This window comes from Rhodococcus sp. P4_E4 (genome assembly GCF_056401575.1).
The window spans coordinates 218,433-237,792 of the sequence record NZ_JBFUJB010000011.1; the positions used below are offsets into that span (position 1 = coordinate 218,433).

Below are 19,360 nucleotides of genomic sequence, written 5' to 3' on the forward strand. Positions count from 1 at the left end.
CTGAGAACGGATCGGTAGGGTATGGCCCGCGGCAACCCTGCCGAGACGATTTCGGAGAAACCGTTGACCAACGTGCTGATAGTTGTCCTGATACTCGTAGTGATCGCTGCCGTCGCGTTTGTGGTCCTGCGTGGACGCCAGGGCAAGCCGAATGCTCGCGTGGACCCGCTCGCCGACTATCCCGAGGTGTACGACCCCCACAAGATCGGGGTCGGCGACATCATCACGTACGCGGGTATCGACCACGTTGTTCGAGGGACCATCACGCTCGACGAAGAGGGGTACATCTGGCGTGAGCACCTTCTCGACGGGTCGACCGGTCGTCGTTGGCTGACAGTGGAGGACGACGAGGGCGAACTCGAGATGACTCTCTGGATGCGTCGAGAAGGAACCAACCTGGTCCCGAACGGCGACGTCATTCTCGACGACAAGGTTCACCGCAAGATCGAAAGTGGAACGGCGAAGTTCACGGCCGAGGGTACGACGGGTACGGCCCCCTCCGGCTCGATGGAATACGCGGACTACGCGACCGCCGACAAGACCGGGCTGATCGCATTCGAGAAGTGGGCGCGCGGACAGTCGTGGGAGGTTTCCACGGGACGGGCGGTCACCCGCAGCGAACTCACCGTGATCCACTCGGGCCCACCGGAATGAGTCTGTATCGACTCGATGTGGAACCGACCGACGTGAATGCCTCGGCACTGGGGTTGGTGCTGGGAGCCCCCTCGCCGCCGACCCTCGCCGAGTTGGTGATCGAAACTTCCGATGCGACGTTGACACTCGGAGTGCTCGGGGCATCTCACGTGGTGACGGCCCGGGCATCGGGAAAGGAACTGACCGAGCAGGTTTCGTGCGATGCTCTTGCCGCCGGCGGTGAACCCTTGCCGGCAGTGGAGTCCACGGGAAACTACCGCTTCGAGTCTTCCTCGCTGGTCCTGGACCGAGTCGAATTCGATTCGGAAGCTGCATCGTTGAGAGAGTCCGCCGGCCAGGACGGTTGGATCTGCGGATCCTTTCCCGGCGACGACACAGCGTTGACCGCGTTGTGTGGCGTGCGAGACCGCCAGGGGTGGAGTTGGCAGAGTTGGCATTTGTACCCGGGGGAGGGGACAGGAGTGATCGTGAAGACGCGCAGTAGGTGGCGACCGTGAGGGGGCGGACATGGTTGGCTCCGGTGATGGTGGCAGCCGCAATTATGCTGTCGGCGTGCGGTGGTGGAGCCAAAGACTTCATCGCGGACAACTATTCCAAGACGTCCCAGGATGGCGACGTCGTGTTGTACTCGTCGAAAGATCCAGTGGGCACGACCGTCTCACGGATTGTCGACGCGGACGAACCAGCGGCGCGAAGTGCTGACGGCGGCAACGAATACCTGCGCTACGACGATGACATCGTCACTGTCAGTTCGGCTTCGGGCGGTGGCAGCACCATCAAGGTAGAGGACATCGACGGCACGTATCGCAGCGGCGGATACGCGTACCTGGGACCGGGCTTCAACCCGGGATCCCCGGCGGGTGGAAGTAGTGGCAGCGGCGGCTCGGGTAGTGCCAAATGACGGTAGTGCTCAATGAGAAGGAGAACGGCGTGACGAACATCTTTGCATCCACTTCCGTCGAGATCGGAACGGTGGATCCGGCATTGCTCGTCGGGGGCGTTCTCGGCACCCTCGCCTACTTCGTCGTCGGCGTAGCGGTTCTGGCGACGGGATTCCTGGTCCTCGACCTCATGACACCCGGAAATCTCCGCCACCAGGTTTACGTCGACAAGAACCCGAACGCTGCGATTCTGTTGGCTTCCAACCATCTTGCGCTGGCGATCATCGTGGTGACGGCAATCCTGACCAGTTCGGACGGCTTTGCCCAGGGACTCGCCGACTCCGCGGTGTACGGACTGTTCGCGATCGTGTTGCAAGCGATCGCGCTGCGTTTGATGAACGCATTCCTTCCCGGCAAGTTGGTTGCACTGGTGCAGGATCCGAAGATGTGCGGCGCCGCGTGGGCGGTGGGTGTGAGCTTGTTGTCCATCGGTTTGGTGAACGCCGCAGCGCTCACCTGATGGTTGCCGCTGATCGCGATGTGAAAGTTGCCGAGCGTTCGACGATGCTCGGCTCACGCGCACGCGTGCTTCTCCTTGCGGCTGTTGCCGCGTGCGCGGCGTGCGGCCTGATCTACGAGCTGGCCCTGTTGACGCTCAGCGTGAGTCTGACCGGCGGCGGCATCACTCAGACGTCGTTGATCGTCGCGGGATTTGTTGCGGCGCTGGGTATCGGAGCGCTGGCCGCCAAACCGCTGTTGGGGCATGCGGCCATCTCGTTTGTGACCGTCGAAATCCTGCTCGGGCTGATCGGCGGATTCAGTGCCGTCACGCTGTACGTGACCTTCACGTTCTTCGGTTCCAGCGCAGCAGTTCTGGTGGCTGCGACCGCGCTGATCGGTATCCTCGTGGGTGCCGAAGTGCCTCTGCTGATGACGCTGTTGCAGTCCGGTCGCAGCGACAACGACGCACAGAGCACCGGAAAGGTATTGGCCAACCTCAATGCAGCCGACTATCTCGGCGCGCTGATCGGCGGCCTCCTGTGGCCGTTCGTATTGTTGCCGTGGGCGGGCATGATTCGCGGTGCCGCACTCACCGGCATGATCAATCTCGTGGCTGCGGCAGTTGTCGCGCTGATACTTCTTCGGTGGCAGCTCAGCCTGCGTGCACGATTGATCGCCGTCGTCGCAATGCTGTTGGCGGCGAGCTTGATCGGGTGGCTGCTGATCGCGGCCTCGGACATCGAGACCACGTCGAGGCAGCGGCTCTACACCGATCCCGTGGTGGCCGCCGAGCGATCGGTGTACCAGGAAATCGTCGTCACCGAGCGGGGAAACGACGTGCGACTGTTCCTCGACGGAGACCTGCAGTTCTCCAGTGTCGACGAGCATCGGTATACCGAGTCGCTGGTGTATCCGGCCCTGGTCAACGACCCACGGCGCGTGCTGATTCTGGGCGGAGGTGACGGCCTCGCTGCACGGGAAGTGCTGCGAATGAACAGCGTCGAGCAGATAGTTCAGGTGGAACTCGATCCGGCAGTCATCGAGTTGGCCAACACGCGTCTTCGTGATCTGAACGCGGGAGCACTCGAGGATCCACGGGTGGACGTCGTACTCGACGACGCGTTTCGGTGGTTGCGCGAGCGTCCGGATCCAGGCTTCGATGCGGTCATCGTCGACCTCCCGGATCCTGACACCCCCGCACTTGGCCGCTTGTATTCGATGGAGTTCTACGGACTTGCCGCTGCCGCGATGAATCCGGGCGGGCTGATGGTCGTCCAGTCCGGCAGTCCGTACTCGACGCCGGATGCGTACTGGAGAACGGTGTCGACGGTATCGGCTGTCGGACTGAGCGTCTCGCCCTACCACGTTTTCGTGCCGAGCTTCGGTGACTGGGGATACGTGCTCGCGCAAAGAGGTTCCACGCCGCCCGAGCTTCGTCTGCCCGCTGGTGTGCCGAACCTGCGGTTCCTCGACGAGCCCACCCTGGCGTCGGCCTCGGTGTTTCCTCGCGATCGCCCGAGGCGGGAAATGGAGCCTTCGACACTCGACCGGCCGCGCATCGTCGACGATATGCGCAAGGGCTATGAACGCTGAACTCCCGACCGAGTAGCTTGAATCGAGACTCTCGGCCACGACGGAGGTACGGATGACTGTTCGGATCGAGGAGCACGCACCGGGAGTCCGGTTGCTCACGATGGACCGCCAGGAGAGGCGCAACGCGCTCGACGCGAAGACTTACCGCGAGCTCACGAACGCGATCCTGGAGTCTGACGACGATGACGCAGTGCGGGTTTCGGTGCTGACGGGCGCCGGTGGTGTCTTCACCAGCGGCAACGACATCGGAAGTTTCCAGGACACTGCCGGGAAAGACGGCGGCGAGGCCAAAGACCTGCTGATCGCACTCGTCACCGCACGCAAACCGATTGTCGCAGCGGTCGAAGGGTTTGCAGTCGGAATCGGCACCACGATGTTGTTGCACTGCGACTTGGCATTCGCGGGGCGAGGTACACGATTCCGATTGCCGTTCGTTCCGCTCGGGCTCTCGCCCGAGGGCGGATCGAGTTACCTGTTGCCGCAGATCGCGGGGCTCAAGCGGGCAACGGAACTACTGATGCTCGGAGAAATGTTCGGGGCGGAGGAGGCTGCCGAAGCCGGCCTGATCAATCGAGTCGTGGAGGCCGAGACCGCGCTCGACGTGGCATTGGAGCGCGCGGTGCGCATTGCAGACTCCCCGGCTGAATCGGTGACGCTGACGAAGATGCTCCTCCGCCGCCCACATCTCGATGCCCTGCTGGAAACCATCGACGTGGAGTCGGATCATTTCGCGAGACGGCGGCGATCCGACGAAGCGCAAGAAGCCTTCGCAGCTTTCATGAAGAAGAGGTGACCGAAATGAATGGTGCACAATCGCTTATCCAGAGCTTGGTCGACTCGGGTGTCGAGGTGTGCTTCGGCAATCCCGGAACGTCCGAGATGCATTTTGTTGCCGCACTCGATTCCGTTCCCCAGATGCGTGCGGTACTCGGTTTGTTCGAGGGCGCCGTCACCGGTGCCGCGGACGGGTACGCGCGTATCGCCGGAAAGCCTGCCGCGACGCTGCTTCATCTCGGCCCCGGAATGGCGAACGGACTGGCGAACCTTCACAACGCGCGCCGCGCCCACACCCCCATCGTGAACATCGTCGGGGACCACGCGACCTACCACCACGGTTTCGACGCTCCACTCGAATCGAATATCGACGCGCTGACCGAGTGGCTGGAGGGATGGAGTCGACGTTCCGACTCCACCGCGACCGTCGGTAGCGATGCGGCCGACGCCGTTGCCGCCTCCATGGATCCGCCCGGACGCATTGCCACACTTGTCCTCCCCGCCGACGTCTCGTGGGGCGAAGGTGGAGTTCTTGCGGGTCCTCGAGACATACCGGGGCGGGCGGAAGTAACTGCAGCACAGATCGACTCGGTGGTAGGCGCGCTCAATGCCGAGGGGCGCGCCACGCTACTGCTGGGCGGCGCAGCGTGTTCCGAAGCCGGACTGCGCGCCGCTTCCCGAATTGCAGTCGCGACCGGTGCACAGATTCTGGTCGAGACCTTTCCGGCCAGGCTTCAACGCGGTGCGGGACTACCGTCATTCGAGCGCTTGGGATACTTCGCCGAGCACGCCACCGAACAACTTCGCGGAACAACTCAGCTCGTCCTGGCCGGCGCGGTTTCGCCGGTCTCGTTCTTTGCGTATCCCGGAAAACCGAGCGATCTGGTCCCGGACGGCGCCGCGGTGACAACGCTGGCGAATGTCAGCGACGATGTTGTCGGCGCGTTGGAAGCAGTGGCGGAACTCGTGGCACCCGGAGTGGAACCCGTTCTGCAGGAGGCAAATCGGCCGTCGCTGCCGAGCGGGCCTCTCGACGTGCGAAATTGGGCCGACGTGATCGGGGCCCTGCTGCCGGACGACGCCATCATCTCCGACGAGGCGGCCACTTCCGGTTGGGCGATCCCGATCGCGCTTGCCGGAGCGCCGCGCCACGACGTGCTCACGCTCACCGGAGGTGCCATCGGCCAGGGCATTCCGGTGGCGACGGGAGCCGCTGTGGCAGCGCCGGAGCGGCCGGTGATCAATCTCGAAGCCGACGGAAGCGCGATGTACACCATCACGGCGTTGTGGACGCAGGCGCGAGAACAGTTGAACGTCACGACGATTCTGCTCAACAATCGCGCATACGCCATCCTGCGTGGCGAACTGCAACGAGTCGGCGCAGAAGGTGGCGGCGTCGTAGCACAGTCGATGTTGGATCTGTCGTCTCCGAACATGGACTACGTCAAGATCTCCGAGGGGTTGGGAGTGCCCGCGTCGCGGGCGAACACAGCGGAGGAGTTGGCCGAACAGTTTGCCGCAGCGCTGGCGGAACCCGGCCCGCATCTCATCGAGGTCATGCTGCCTCCGCCGTCGTGATTTCGACCTCGAATCGATCGTCGATTTTGCATTCAACTGGAGGTTTTCGGTGCTAGCTGCGATCGGTCTGTCTCTTCCGATTGCCCTCGGCCTGCTTTTCGTCTCGATGCCCATGGCGGTGATCGTGCTCGTCATGATCACCGCTGGAGCACATCGAGGGGCAGCATCTTTTCTACTCGGGTGGGTCCTCGGAATCTCGGCAGTCGTTGCGGTGACGATCGTGATCGCTGACTATTCGTTTGCTGAGTCGGAGTCGTCGCAGACTTCGGTGTGGTCGAGCGTCGTACGAATCGTGTTGGGGCTCGTGCTGTTCGGATTGGCGTACAAGCAGTGGCGAGCGCGTCCGAGGGACGGAAGTGATCCGACAGTTCCGAAGTGGATGAAGAGCATCGACGGGTTGACTCCGCGGAAGGCGTTCGGGTTGGCGTTCTTGTCCGCGGCGGTCAATCCCAAAAATGCAGCGCTGGCAGTATCCGGTGCGGCCACTATCGCGGTCGCCACGAATGTTGTTGCCCAACAGATTGTTGCCGCGGTGATCTTCACGGTCATCGCGAGCGTCGGCATCGCGTCGCCGATCCTGGTCAAGGTGTTCTCCGGCAAGCGAGCCGACGAGATCCTCGCATCAGCGAAGTCATGGATGACCGCGAACAACGCAGTGATGATGGCGGTCATCCTGGCGATCCTCGGCGCGACCGTGCTGGGCGAGGGGCTCAGTGGACTGCAATAAGTCGCCTACCATTGGCAGGTGACTGATTTCGACGACGAAACCGCTGGTTCCGACGCTGCTGGTTCCATTGCCTCCGCTGCTTTGGCTGTTCTGCGCGAGCAAGGCCCGCTGAGTCTCGAAGAGTGGGCGACCCATCTCGAGGAGTACGGAACTGCGACCGAGTTGGCCGACGTGCTCGAGTATCTGTCCGAACCGATGCTCGGGTACCTGCCCAACGGAAAGTACGTCGCCCTCGACACGGTCCTCGAAGGCCTCGTGTTCACTCACCGGCTAAGCGAGCTCGAGATTGCGTCCGACATCCTCGACGCGAGCCCCGACCTGGAGCCGATCTTGGCATTCGGCGACGGCGACGGCGACGGCGAAGACGGGGCGATCCGGGTGGCCCTGGCGGAAGAAGCGGCCGTGGAACGTGGAGCTGCTCCCTTCCGGAGTCGACGAGTTGTGGTTCTTCCAGCCGGAACCCTCGGCGAGTGCGCCGACGGTGATCTCATCGGCCTGGCAGTCGAAGACGGAAGACTTGCGTTTCGTCTGGTCGAGATCGAGGACGAACCCGATCTTGCTCCGGCGCTCGGCGAACTCTTCGAGGAGGACGGAGTCGAGGCCCTGGATTCGGTGTGCTGGCAACTCCTGCTCGAGGATCCGTCTCTCTTCACGGTTCCTGTTGCGCCGCTGGGTGAGATCTTCGAGGCGGCAGGATACGAGCACGAGCGTGAACTACTGGCTCGGCGGGGATTCGACTTCGATGCCTACGACCTGCAGATTCGGACAGCATCGGTCGCCAGTACCTACGACCTGACCCACGACGAGGCCGTCGCTGCTGTTGCATTTGTCGATCTGGCGGACCGCGGATACACCGATGCCGTCATCGCCGACTTCGACATCGTGGACTGGGCTCGCCGTCACGTCAGCGCCGCCCCGGACTTCTTTGTCTCACTGGCAGATCCGGGTGCTGCAGTGGCCGTGTTCGATCTCGGATTTCGGAATCAGGACCCGGTGACCGACGCAATCCTCGAAGCGCTTGCCTCCGAACTGGCCGAGCGAGGGCCACGGTCGGTCAGGGCGGCGGCTCATTGGCTCGCCGGTAAGGCCGTCGATCGGCTGGGGCGCGTCCTCGAAGCGGAGGCGCACTACGAGAAAGCGCTCCTTGCCGAATCCGGTTGGGGTCCGGCCTTGTTCGAGCTGGCTCAGTTCGCGTCGGACCGCGGCGACGCGACCCGGGCGCTGTCACTGCTCGGGCGGATCGACGGCGGAAGTGAAGAGAATCTCTACGCCGTACTGCAGGACTTCGTCCCAGTCGATCACCCGGAACTCGGGCGAAACGACAAGTGTTGGTGCGGTTCCGGCCGCAAGTACAAGGTCTGCCACCTCGGAAAGGCCGATGAATCGGTCAAGGCAGATGGTCGCTGGTTGTACAAGAAGGCGTGCCTGTTTGCGTTTGCCTCCGAATTCGTCGACGTCGTGACCGGGCTCGACGATCTCGAAAACGCGAATCTCTCCGAGGACGAACTGATCGCCGCCACGATCTTCGACGGCTCGGCACTGGACGTGGCTCTGTTCGAGGGTGGGATCTTTGCCGACTTCCTGGCCAGACGCAGCGAACTACTTCCCGAGGCGGAAGTAGTGACAGCCGCACAGTGGCTCGGGGTCCGGAGGTCGGTGTACGAGGTGATCGAAACTTCCGACACCGGCGTCGTGCTGCTCGATCGTGTGTCCGAGGAAACCGTCACCGTTGGTCACCCGGTCGAAGGAAAGCCCGGCGACCTGATCAGTGCCAGGCTCCTGACGGCCCCCACTGGTGCGCTTGCGGTGGGCGTTGTCGTCATGTCCTCGGAATCGCAGGCTGCGAGGGTACTCGAGGTTCTCGCTTCCGAGGAACTCGACGCCGAAGAACTGGTCCGCGAGTCGCGTGGAGGCGCCGATCACTCGACCGATGACCGGTGACGATGTATCGAGTCGACCCCGTTAAAGTTGGATAGGTGAACGAACCGATGGATGCCAATGACTTGATCGCCGAAGCCGCGATGGAGTTGTTGCGTGAGCACGGCCCGCAGACAGCGGCGGACTGGGGCACCCTGTTGGCCGATGCCGGCCACGGTACAGCCGACGACATGGCCGAATTCGTCGAGTACGTCGAGGACCCACTGCTCGGCTACTTGAGTGAGGAGCGGTACGCCGCACTCGACACGTTGTTCGAGCATCGAGTGCTGACCCATCGGCTCACCGAAGCCGAAATAAAGTCCGGCGTTCTCGACGCGAACCCTGATCTGATGATGCTGCGGGTGTTCCTCGATCGTGACGACGACGAGATTCATGGCATCAGCGTCGTGCACCGCGGGATCGACGACGACCTGTTGGCTGATCGTGGGATCGAAGATCCGGAGTTCCTGCACGACGAGGGTTTTCTCCTCGACACCGATACTCTCGCCGAATGTTCTGCGGGCGATTTGATCGGACTGTTCGTCGCTGACCGTGAGCTGACGCTCTGCACCATCCCCGAGGTACTGGATCCCGCACCCGGATTCGGCGAGAGTCTGGGGACGGTCCTCGCAGACACCGGTGCTGACACCCTCGATGCCATTGTCTGGCAATTGATGCTCGACGAGCCGTCGCTGTTCCGTCAGCCCACCGCACCGCTGGGCGAAATGCTCGAGGCGGCAGGTTACGTCCGCGACGGTGATTACGTTGCGGTCGACGGATTCGATTTCGAGGCATACCACCTGGCGAACCGAGCCCGCATGCTCGAGGTTCGGGAGAACCTGCACCCGGAAGAAGCCGCCTCGGTGATTGCCTTCGTCGATGTGGTCATGGCCGCGAAAGCCGAAGCCGTCGAGGATGTCTCGGACTGGGCGCGCAAGCAGATCAAGGAGGATCCGCAGACCTTCGCCGGCATCGCCGAGCCGCCCGCGGCTGCGGCAGCGTTGGAGCTGTTGTCCGAACTCGACGATCATGATTCCGTATTGCATTCTGTTGCAACTGCTCTCGCCGAGAAAGGGTCGCGTCGTGTCAAGCCGGCAGCGCATTGGCTGGCAGGCAAGGCTTCGGATCGTCTCGGCAAGATCCTTGTCGCTGAGGCGTCGTACGAAACGGCGCACGATCTCGATCCCGACTGGACTCCCGCGATCTTCGATCTGGCACTACTGGCGGCCGATCGCAGCGACGTGACCCGCGCGCTGGCACTTCTCGGCCGGATCGAGGGTGGCGAGTCCGAGGTTCTGCACGAGGTTCTTCAGCGCTATGCCCCGGCCGAGCACCCCGAACTCGGCCGAAATGACAAGTGCTGGTGCGGTTCCGGTCGCAAGTTCAAGGTCTGCCATCTGGGCAAGTCCGAGGTGACGTTCGACGACCGGGCCAACTGGCTCTACGTCAAGGCTCAGTTGTTCTCGCGCACACCGGAGTACTTCGACGCCGTGTTCGATCTTGCGCTCATCCGTGCCGAGCAGTTCAACAGCGAAGAAGCACTGACGTTGGCCGTCGAAGGCGGATTGGCCGTCGACGCTGCCTTGTTCGATGCGGGTATTTTCGCGGCATTTGTCGAGCGGCGCGGAGAACTGTTGCCTGCCGACGAACGCGAACTGGCCGATCAGTGGTTGTCGATTCCGCGCTCGGTGTACAAGGTCGCCTCGACGGAGCCGGGACAGTTGGTGACCCTCAGCGACGTCCGCAACGGGCATCTGGTGAAGGTCACGGACGAGTGGGGCTCAGTCAATCTCGAGCCGGGCACGCTCGTCTGTGCACGCGTTCTCCCCGCCGGCTCCACGATGCGCACCTTCGGTGGCATCGAACCGCTTGCAGCAGAGGACAAGAGGGAACTGATCCAACTGATCGAGTCGGTGGATACCGAACCCGGTCAGCTGGTGGAGTTCCTCAGCCGCGGCCTTGCCGGTGCGCCTTTCGGGTAGCGTGCACTACCAAAAGGGCGCACGGGGCCGGAGGCCTCAGGGCGTGACCTGAGCCAACATCATCTGCTCGAAACCCTCACCGTACGGCGGGAGCATTCCCCATTCACCGCGCGGGTCATGCTGCGCTGCTTCGAATACCGTTCGGGCGTGACTGAACTCGAGGAAACCCTCGCGGCCGTGGTAGTGCCCGATACCCGAAGCTCCGACGCCGCCGAAGGGTGCGTCGCTCAGCCCTGGGTGTGACATCGCGTCGTTGATGGTGACGCCGCCCGAGACGGTGCGTTCGAGTACGGATTCCTTCTCGTCCAGGTCGGTTCCGAAGTAATACAGCGCCAACGGTTTCGGCCGTGAGTTGATGTCGGCGACGACGCTGTCGAGTTGGTCGTACGGCAGGATCACGACGGCCGGTCCGAAGATCTCCTCCTTCATGATCTGCGCGTCGGTCGGAGGGTCGACCACGATTCGCAGTGGGCGGCGACGAGTGTCTGCGGAGAGTTCTTCGTCGGGAACCGTGATGATTCGTGCCCCACGCTCTTCCGCGTCCGCGATGTACCCCTCGATGCGTGCGAGGTGACGATCGCTGACTATCGAGACCATGTCTTTGTTGTCGGCGATCGTGGGGAACAGTCCGGTGAACTGATCGGTGAACGCGTCGATGAACGCTTCTGTGTTCTCGCGCGGGACGTAGATCAGGTCGGGAGAGACGCAGAGTTGGCCGGCATTGGTCGACTTCGCGATGGCCAAACGTGATGCAGCAGAGCTGATATCGGCACTGCGGCTCAAGACGCTCGGTGACTTGCCGCCGAGTTCGAGGGTGACCGGCACCAGGTTCTTCGCAGCATTGGCCATGACCAGCTTTCCGACGGTTGTGCTGCCGGTGAAGACGAGGTGGTCGAAAGGCAGCGACGTCAGCAGATCAGCGACCTCCGGTCCACCTGTCACCACCGCGACCTCCACGGGGTCGAGCGTTCGACGCGCCGCCTCGGCCAGGACCGCCGCAGTGTTCGGCACGATCTCCGACGGTTTGAGAACGGCGCGATTTCCCGCTCCGAGGGCGCAGGCGAGCGGGCTCAGGAGAGTGAAAAGGGGAGCATTCCAGGTTCCGATGATGCCGATCGAACCCTTCGGCTGGTACGACACGTACGCCGTGGCACCCAGCTGATCCTGCATCGCCCCGGTGGCTCTCGGTGAGCGAATCATCCACTCTTCGAGCGAATCACGAACGTGCTTGAGTGAAACCATGGATCCCAGAACGTCATTCATCACCGAGTAGGCCGGGATTCGGCCGCCGAAGTCTTCGTTGATCGCTTCGGTCAGATCCTTGTGGTTTGCCACCAGAAGATTGACGACGCGTTGGATGCGCTCGCGTCGTGTCTGCGCGGACGGAAGACCAGCGGCGCGAGTTGCTTCCTGCTGGGCCCGCAGAATCTCTTCGAGATCGGTGGTGACGGCGGCATCGGTGCTCATGGGCACTCCTCGTAGTGGCGAAGTATTGACCGGACCGTATCGACGCGGCGCGAACAGATGCCCCTTTCGTCTCGTTGACCGGGACGGATTCGATTGGTAGAGAGAACACATGTCGCAGACACAGGTAGAAGACACTGCAGTGAAGATTTCCGTCGAGGAGTCGGTGGGACTCGGATTCCTGACGCTCGATCGGCCGGCGCGGCGCAATCCGCTCTCGGCGGAGACCATGCGCGAGGTGACGGCTGCCCTTCTCGAATTGTCTGCAGACGAGCGCGTGCGGGTCGTGATCGTGCGCGCCGAAGGCCCGGTGTTCTCCGCCGGCCACGATCTGACGGAGATGATCGGGAGAACCCTCGAAGACGAGCGGGCGATCTTCGACGGCTGTACCGAGATGATGGAGACCGTACAGCGGATTCCGCAGCCGGTGATTGCCCTAGTACAGGGCCCGGCTATCGCGGCGGGCTGCCAACTGGCCGCGTCGTGTGATCTGGTTGTTGCTGCGTCGAACGCTGTCTTCGGTACTCCCGGCGTCAAGATCGGACTGTTCTGCTCGACGCCCATGGTGGCCCTGAGCAGGGCAGTAGGGCGCAAGCGCTCGATGCAGATGTTGCTCACCGGGCAGACGATCGACGCCGACACCGCTGCGGACTGGGGTCTGGTGAACTTCGTCGTCGCGCCCGAAGACCTGGACCGAGAGGTGCGCGAACTGGCCGGCAAGATCACGACGGCCAGCCCCCTGACGGTGAAGATCGGTAAGCAAGCGTTTTATCACCAGATCGATCTGCCGCAAGCCCAGGCGTACGAGGCGATGGCGGAAACGATGGCAACCAATGCCGTGACCTGCGACGCTCAAGAAGGTATGCAAGCTTTTGTGGACAAGCGAAAGCCTGAATGGCGCAATAAGTAACGATCGCTCTTCCGGTTTAGTTGGACGTCCTATAACCTGAGCGAATGAGCCTGGATCCACGCACCAACACCGTCGACGGAGTGCTTCGGCGCTCGGCAGCCAAGTACCCCGACCGCGTAGCCGTCGTCTTCGAAGATCGCACTCGCACCTACCGCGAACTCGACGACGCGGTGACGCGGGTCGCGGCCCACTTGCTCGGTCTGGGCCTCGAACACGGCGACCGCGTCGCGGCATACGGAACCAACTCCGACGCCTATGCAATCGGATTCCTTGCCTGTGCGCGAGCAGGTTTGGTGCATGTTCCGGTCAATTACGCACTCAAGGGGGAGGAACTCCGGTACCTCGTGGCGCAGTCAGGCGCCCGCGCGGTGTTGGTGGATCCGGCATTGGCGTCGACGCTCGACTCGGTTCGCTCCGACCTCGATCTCGACCACGTGATCGCACTGCGGGACGCGGAACTGTCGGTGGTCACGATCGGCGAGGCCGGCGAGGTGCCTGTTTTCGAACCGCGTGCGACGTCGACGGATCTGGCGCAACTGCTGTACACCTCGGGCACCACCTCGAAGCCCAAGGGCGCCATGATGTCTCACGGCGCGCTGGTTCACGAGTACGTGTCCTCGGTGATCGCGCTCGGGCTCGACAAGAACGACAACCCGCTGATCTGCATGCCGATGTACCACTCCGCGGGCATGCACGTCTTCATGCTGCCGTACCTGTCCGTCGGTGCGACGGTCAGTCTGATGCAGGCGCCGGACATCCCGGAGATTCTGCGCCGCGTCGAAGCAGAAAAGATCGGATCGCTGTTCCTGGCCCCGACCGTGTGGGTACCGTTGGCCAACCATCCGGACCTCGAGACCCGCGATCTGTCTTCGCTCAAGAAGGCGCAGTACGGCGCCTCGATCATGCCGGTCACGGTGCTCAATCGTCTGCGTGAGCGTTACCCGGACATCGGCTTCTACAACTGCTTCGGCCAGTCCGAAATCGGTCCGCTGGCAACAGTTCTCCAGCCCGGCGAGCATGCTGATCGTCCGTCTTCTTGCGGGCGAGCGGTGTTCTTCGTCGAAACCCGTGTCGTCGACGCCGACGGAAACGACGTTGCCGACGGTGAGTCCGGTGAGGTTCTCTACCGCTCACCGCAGCTGTGCAACGGCTACTGGGAAAATCCGGAAGCCACCGCCGACGCCTTCCGCGACGGCTGGTTCCATTCGGGCGATCTTGTCGTGCGGGACGAAGAAGGGTTCATCACGGTCGTCGACCGAATCAAGGACGTCATCAACACCGGCGGCATCTTGGTGGCGTCGCGCGAGGTCGAAGATGCGGTCTACACACACCCGGCTGTGGCAGAAGTTGCCGTGATCGGTACGCCCGACGAGAAGTGGATCGAGGCCGTCACCGCGATCGTCGTGCTCAAGGACGGCAACGACGAGTTGACGCCTGAGGCGTTGATTGCCCACGTCAAGGAGCGAATTGCCCCGTTCAAGGTCCCCAAGCACGTGCGTTTCGTGGCCGAACTCCCGCGAAATCAGAGCGGAAAGCTGCTCAAGCGGGAACTGCGCACCGTCTGACACCTGCTATAGGTTCTGCCTTACCTTCGGTTCGTTTTCAGGTCTTTGACTCCGATTGCCTCACGGTATTGACTTCGGAGGACGGCATGGACTTCGGAAACAGCAAGGTGAGTGGTGGGAATGCAGGTCGATGCAGATGACTTCGCAGATATCTTGGCGACTGCGCGGGAGTTCATCCGTAAGGAAGTAGTTCCGCGTGAGCAGGAGATTGCCGACACCGACGCCATTCCTGAGGACATACGCAAGAAGGCCGCAGCCATCGGGCTGTTCGGCTACGCGATTCCTCAGGAATGGGGTGGGCTCGGACTCGATCTCACCCAAGACGTCGAACTGGCAATGGAATTCGGCTACACGTCCCTGGCGCTGCGTTCGATGTTCGGTACCAACAACGGAATTGCCGGGCAGGTGCTGGTCGGCTTCGGTACCGACGAGCAGAAGGCTCAGTGGCTAGAGCGCATCGCCTCCGGCGACGTCGTGGCTTCCTTTGCTCTCACCGAACCCGGCGCGGGCTCAAACCCGGCCGGCCTTCGGACCAAGGCCGTTCTGGACGGATCCGAATGGGTGATCGACGGCAACAAGCGGTTCATCACCAATGCTCCACTGGCACAGCTGTTCGTGGTGTTCGCGCGCACTCGCCCGGCGGATTCCGATGGTCCGGGAATTGCAGTCTTCCTGGTTCCGGCTGACACGCCAGGAGTCACAGTTGGTCCCAAGGACAAGAAGATGGGTCAGGAAGGTGCCTGGACCTCCGAGGTCACCTTCGACAACGTCCGGGTTCCCGAGTCGGCCCTCGTCGGTGGCGACCAGGACACCGGATACCGCGCAGCGATGACGTCTCTCGCGCGCGGACGAGTCCATATCGCGGCGCTCTCGGTGGGAGCAGCACAGCGAGCGCTCGACGAATCTGTCGCGTTCTCCGTGGTCACGGAACAGGGCGGCACCGCTATCGGTGACTTCCAGCTGGTTCAAGCGATGCTGGCTGACCAGCAGGCCGGTGTCATGGCCGGGCGTGCGATGGTGCGTGAGGTGGCTGCGCGGTACGTCAGCGGTGAGGATCGACGTCTCGGCCCCTCGGCGGCAAAGCTTTTCTGCACCGAGATGGTGGGCAAGGTCGCGGATCTCGCCGTGCAGATCCACGGTGGCAACGGGTACATGCGCGGTGTGCCGGTCGAACGCATCTACCGTGAAGTTCGCCTGTTGCGCCTGTACGAGGGAACCAGCGAGATCCAGCGACTGATTCTCGGCGGTGGGCTCGTGGCGCAAGCGAAAAAGCAAAACCAGCGCTGACACCTTTACCTGACGAGCTTTAACCTCACGAACGGAGTGGACATGGGATTGTTGGACGGCAAGGTTGCGGTAGTGACCGGCGGAGCGCAGGGCATCGGGCTCGAAATTGCGCGCACCTTCATCAAGGAAGGCGCGACCGTCGTTCTCGGCGACATCAACGAAACCGTCGGAACGGCTGCGGTCGCCGAACTCGGTGGAGAGTCGGTCGCCCGTTTCGCTTCCTGCGACGTGCGTGATTCCGGACAGGTCGAGGCCATGCTCGATCTGGCCGAAAGTGCTTTCGGTCCAGTCGATGTCATGGTCAACAACGCCGGCATGACGCGCGACGCCACGATGCGGAAGATGACCGAGCAGGACTTCGACGACGTGATCGCCGTTCACCTCAAGGGTGCCTGGAACGGAACACGCGCTGCCGCCGCCCGCATGCGCGAGCGTGAGACGGGCGCAATCGTGAACATCTCGTCGATCTCCGGCAAGGTGGGCATGCTCGGGCAGACCAACTACTCGGCCGCCAAGGCCGGCATCGTCGGTCTGACGAAGGCCGCGGCAAAGGAGGTCGCGTTCAAGAACGTTCGCGTCAACGCCGTTCAGCCCGGACTTGTCCGCACGGCGATGACCGAGGCAATGCCCGAACGGATCTGGAACGAGAAGCTTGCCGAGATCCCGATGGGGCGTGCGGCCGAGCCCTCGGAGGTTGCTTCGGTTGTACTGTTCCTCGCGAGCGACCTCTCGAGCTACATGACGGGCACGGTTCTCGAGATCACCGGCGGCCGCCACATCTGATCCGTCCTGTTCGAGTGCAAGAATTCAGAGTGTAAAACTTCTGGGTGTAAAACTTCTGGGGTGACTACTGACATGGGACAGCCGAACTCGGATCTTCCGCTCGACGGAATCACCGTGGTTGCACTCGAACAGGCGGTGGCGGCACCGCTCGCCACCAGGCATCTCGCGGACATGGGTGCGCGGGTGATCAAGATAGAACGCGTCGGCGAGGGCGATTTCGCGCGTCACTACGACCGGGCGGTTCACGGTCAGGCGTCACACTTCGTGTGGCTCAACCGTTCCAAGGAATCGATCGCTGTCGACGTGAAGTCGGAATCCGGCCGGCAGATCGTTCTCGATCTTGTCGCGCGAGCCGATGTGTTCCTACAGAATCTGGCACCCGACGCAGCTGCGCGACTGGGGTTCGGCGCGGAGGAACTGCGCGAGAAATTCCCACAGCTCATCGTGATCGACATGTCCGGATACGGCAGTGCCGGCCCACGGCGTGAGCGCAAGGCGTACGACATGCTGGTCCAAGCCGAGACCGGAATGATCTCCGTGACAGGCACACCGGAGACGGCCACGAAGACGGGTATCCCGGTCTCGGACATCGCCGCTGGAATGTACGCGCTGACTTCGATTCTGAGCGCCCTGTTCCGTAGAGAGCGAACGGGTAAGGGAGCGCTCGTCGAGGTCTCGATGTTCGATTCCACCGTCGAATGGCTCGGGCATCCGATGTACATGAAAATGTATGCAGACAAGCAGATTCCGCGGGTCGGTCTCGGCCATGCGGCGATCGTTCCCTACGATTCGTATCCTACTGCCGACGGCGAGATCCTGATCGGCGTCCAGAACGATCGTGGATGGCGTGCACTGATGGTGGACGTGTTCGAGCGAGAGGATCTGGTCGACCATCCACGCTTTTCCACCAACATCGTGCGCGTCGAAAATCGCGGCGAGGTAGACGAATTGGTGGGTTCCCTGACTCGTCTGTATTCGACGGCAGATCTGGATCAACGCCTTGCCGCCGCCGGTGTCCCGGCCGCTGCACTCAACGACATGGCAGGTCTACTGGAACATCCGCAGTTGGAGAAGCGTGCCAGGTGGAGGTCCGTGGGCACCGAAAACGGACCGATCGATGCCGTGCTGCCTCCGATGACGTACTCGGACGTCGAAATGCGCATGGGTGACGTTCCGGCACTCGGCCAGCAGACGGATTCTCTGCTGGCCGAGTTGGGGCGTACGGGAGACCAGATCGCGGACCTTCGCCGCGACGGATCGATCGGTTAACGCTTCTAGCGTCGCAGGTTCTCGAACACCGCTGCAATCCCTTGTCCGCCACCGATACACATGGTCTCGATCCCGTACCGTCCCTGGCGCCGGTCGAGTTCGCGCAGCAGATTGGCGAGGATCCGCCCACCGGTGGCACCGACAGGATGTCCGAGCGAGATCCCGGAACCGTTGACGTTGAAGCGCTCCTCGATGTCCTGCGCGCTCAATCCCCAGGCCTTGGCGCACGCGAGAACCTGTGCGGCGAATGCCTCGTTGACTTCGATGAGGTCGATGTCGTCGAGCGACAGATCGACACGGGAGAGAGCTTTCGCCACGGCAGGCACCGGTCCGATGCCCATCCGGTTCGGCTCCACACCCGCCACACCCCAGCTGATCAGTTTCGCGAACGGTCGCAGGCCAAGGCGTTCGGCGTTGGCCGCAGTGGTGACGATGGCCGCGGCTCCGGCGTCGTTCTGGCCGCAGGCGTTTCCGGCGGTGACTGTGGCTTCGGGGTCGACTCGACCTCGAATGGGGCGCAGTGCAGCAAGATCGGACAGCTGAATCCCTCGGCGCGGATGCTCGTCGCGAGTGACGACTGTCTGCTCACCACGGCGCCCGCGTACCGAAACGGGAATGGTCTCGTCGTCGAAATACCCACTGTCCTGGGCATGAACGGCCCGTTCGTGCGATCGCACCGCGTATCGGTCCTGCTCGTCGCGGGTGATCGAGTACTCCCGGCGCAAGTTCTCGGCGGTCTCGATCATGCCGCCTTCGACCGGAAAGTTGACCCCGCCGGAGTTCGTGCGCGGTTTGGCCAATCGGTCGTGAAACTCGACCGAAGGGCGCTTTGTGCCCCAACGCATATCGGTGGAGTAGAACTCGGTTCCGCTCATACTCTCGGCGCCGCCGGCGATGACCAGATCACTCATCCCGGTCTGTACCTGCATCGCGGCGTAGATGATCGCCTGCAATCCCGAACCGCAACGGCGATCGAGTTGTATTCCGGGAACGGACACGTCCAGACCGGCGTCGAGTGCCGCGATTCGTCCGATGGCCGCGGCCTCTCCGTTGGCGTAACCCTGACCGAAGATGACGTCGTCGACATCGGTGGACGCAATGCCGGTTCGTTCGACGAGGCCACGCACAACCGTGCTGGCGAGAGTGGTGACGGGAACGTCCTTGAAGACTCCGCCGAATCCGCCCACCGGGGTGCGAACGGGTTCACAGATGACTGCGTCGTGCATGGAATGCGCCTGTCTCGAGGAGAGGTGGGGAATGCGTCGCGTGAACGGGCCGATCGAAGGGCCCCATCGCGACCTGGCCACTCGAATATCCAGCACGCGTGGCGCGGTTGTCAACAGCAGGAACGACCTGTTCGGACATAGTTTCCGCCATACGGTTCGTATGCGAAATCGACTTTGACACATATACCGTTCGGGGATTGAATGGATGCAGCGTCTCTGCCGCACACATGTCGCGGTGGGGTGAAAGTT

17 protein-coding genes are annotated in these 19,360 nt (G+C 62.6%); 15 read left to right on the plus strand and 2 right to left on the minus strand.

The window, feature by feature from the left end; translation table 11 throughout:
- Positions 1 to 21: 21 nt before the first annotated feature.
- From AC1DVN_RS14500 to AC1DVN_RS14545, 10 genes are read left to right on the plus strand one after another with little or no spacing between them, the layout of a single operon-like run.
- Positions 22 to 654, plus strand: coding sequence for a DUF4178 domain-containing protein (locus AC1DVN_RS14500; protein WP_019745427.1), 633 nt, complete (start codon positions 22 to 24; stop codon positions 652 to 654).
- A complete protein-coding gene (locus AC1DVN_RS14505; RefSeq protein ID WP_046379342.1) occupies positions 651 to 1,151 on the plus strand; it encodes a DUF2617 family protein in 501 nt (166 codons plus the stop codon). The genes AC1DVN_RS14500 and AC1DVN_RS14505 overlap by 4 nt, the downstream gene beginning before the upstream one ends.
- Before the next feature lie 26 nt (positions 1,152 to 1,177).
- Positions 1,178 to 1,555: a DUF4247 domain-containing protein gene (locus AC1DVN_RS14510; RefSeq protein ID WP_044480673.1), complete on the plus strand. Its 378-nt coding sequence runs from the start codon at positions 1,178 to 1,180 to the stop codon at positions 1,553 to 1,555.
- The gene (locus AC1DVN_RS14515; protein WP_019745424.1) at positions 1,552 to 2,055 is read left to right on the plus strand and encodes a DUF350 domain-containing protein; all 504 of its coding nucleotides are present in this window, start codon (positions 1,552 to 1,554) and stop codon (positions 2,053 to 2,055) included. Before AC1DVN_RS14510 ends, AC1DVN_RS14515 begins: the two co-directional genes overlap by 4 nt.
- Complete coding sequence (locus AC1DVN_RS14520) at positions 2,055 to 3,629, plus strand: polyamine aminopropyltransferase (protein WP_097386837.1); 1,575 nt, start codon at positions 2,055 to 2,057, stop codon at positions 3,627 to 3,629. Before AC1DVN_RS14515 ends, AC1DVN_RS14520 begins: the two co-directional genes overlap by 1 nt.
- Before the next feature lie 52 nt (positions 3,630 to 3,681).
- Entirely contained in the window at positions 3,682 to 4,422 is a 741-nt protein-coding gene (locus tag AC1DVN_RS14525) for an enoyl-CoA hydratase/isomerase family protein (RefSeq protein WP_097386838.1), read from the plus strand.
- Positions 4,423 to 4,427: 5 nt separating this feature from the next.
- Positions 4,428 to 5,981: an acetolactate synthase large subunit gene (locus tag AC1DVN_RS14530; RefSeq protein ID WP_477993956.1), complete on the plus strand. Its 1,554-nt coding sequence runs from the start codon at positions 4,428 to 4,430 to the stop codon at positions 5,979 to 5,981.
- 49 nt (positions 5,982 to 6,030) lie between these two features.
- Positions 6,031 to 6,708 carry a GAP family protein gene (locus AC1DVN_RS14535; protein ID WP_042952994.1) on the plus strand — a complete coding sequence of 226 codons (678 nt, stop codon included), beginning with the start codon at positions 6,031 to 6,033 and terminating at the stop codon, positions 6,706 to 6,708.
- An 18-nt stretch (positions 6,709 to 6,726) separates the two neighbouring features.
- Entirely contained in the window at positions 6,727 to 8,649 is a 1,923-nt protein-coding gene (locus tag AC1DVN_RS14540; protein WP_477993957.1) for an SEC-C domain-containing protein, read from the plus strand.
- Between the two features lie 35 nt (positions 8,650 to 8,684).
- A complete protein-coding gene (locus AC1DVN_RS14545; protein WP_477993958.1) occupies positions 8,685 to 10,607 on the plus strand; it encodes an SEC-C domain-containing protein in 1,923 nt (640 codons plus the stop codon).
- A 36-nt stretch (positions 10,608 to 10,643) separates the two neighbouring features.
- Here AC1DVN_RS14545 and AC1DVN_RS14550 read toward each other — a convergent pair whose 3' ends face one another.
- The gene (locus tag AC1DVN_RS14550; RefSeq protein WP_477993959.1) at positions 10,644 to 12,074 is read right to left on the minus strand and encodes a coniferyl aldehyde dehydrogenase; all 1,431 of its coding nucleotides are present in this window, start codon (positions 12,072 to 12,074) and stop codon (positions 10,644 to 10,646) included.
- Between the two features lie 109 nt (positions 12,075 to 12,183).
- Between AC1DVN_RS14550 and AC1DVN_RS14555 the strand changes: the two genes are divergently transcribed.
- The 5 genes from AC1DVN_RS14555 to AC1DVN_RS14575 all read left to right on the plus strand — a co-directional run bounded on the left by AC1DVN_RS14555 (position 12,184) and on the right by AC1DVN_RS14575 (position 17,885).
- A complete protein-coding gene (locus AC1DVN_RS14555; protein WP_477993960.1) occupies positions 12,184 to 12,981 on the plus strand; it encodes an enoyl-CoA hydratase in 798 nt (265 codons plus the stop codon).
- A gap of 44 nt (positions 12,982 to 13,025) precedes the next feature.
- Positions 13,026 to 14,546, plus strand: coding sequence for an acyl-CoA synthetase (locus AC1DVN_RS14560; protein ID WP_029256328.1), 1,521 nt, complete (start codon positions 13,026 to 13,028; stop codon positions 14,544 to 14,546).
- Positions 14,547 to 14,666: 120 nt separating this feature from the next.
- Positions 14,667 to 15,833, plus strand: a complete 1,167-nt coding sequence (locus AC1DVN_RS14565) for an acyl-CoA dehydrogenase family protein (RefSeq protein WP_019745415.1) — start codon at positions 14,667 to 14,669, stop codon at positions 15,831 to 15,833.
- 42 nt (positions 15,834 to 15,875) lie between these two features.
- Entirely contained in the window at positions 15,876 to 16,616 is a 741-nt protein-coding gene (gene fabG / locus AC1DVN_RS14570) for a 3-oxoacyl-ACP reductase FabG (protein WP_003940214.1), read from the plus strand.
- Between the two features lie 72 nt (positions 16,617 to 16,688).
- Positions 16,689 to 17,885 (plus strand): CaiB/BaiF CoA transferase family protein, encoded by a 1,197-nt coding sequence (locus AC1DVN_RS14575; RefSeq protein WP_070386343.1) that lies wholly within the window; start codon positions 16,689 to 16,691, stop codon positions 17,883 to 17,885.
- A 5-nt stretch (positions 17,886 to 17,890) separates the two neighbouring features.
- Here the strand turns inward: AC1DVN_RS14575 and AC1DVN_RS14580 are convergent, their stop codons facing one another.
- Positions 17,891 to 19,111 carry an acetyl-CoA C-acetyltransferase gene (locus tag AC1DVN_RS14580; protein ID WP_205906893.1) on the minus strand — a complete coding sequence of 407 codons (1,221 nt, stop codon included), beginning with the start codon at positions 19,109 to 19,111 and terminating at the stop codon, positions 17,891 to 17,893.
- Positions 19,112 to 19,360 lie beyond the last annotated feature (249 nt).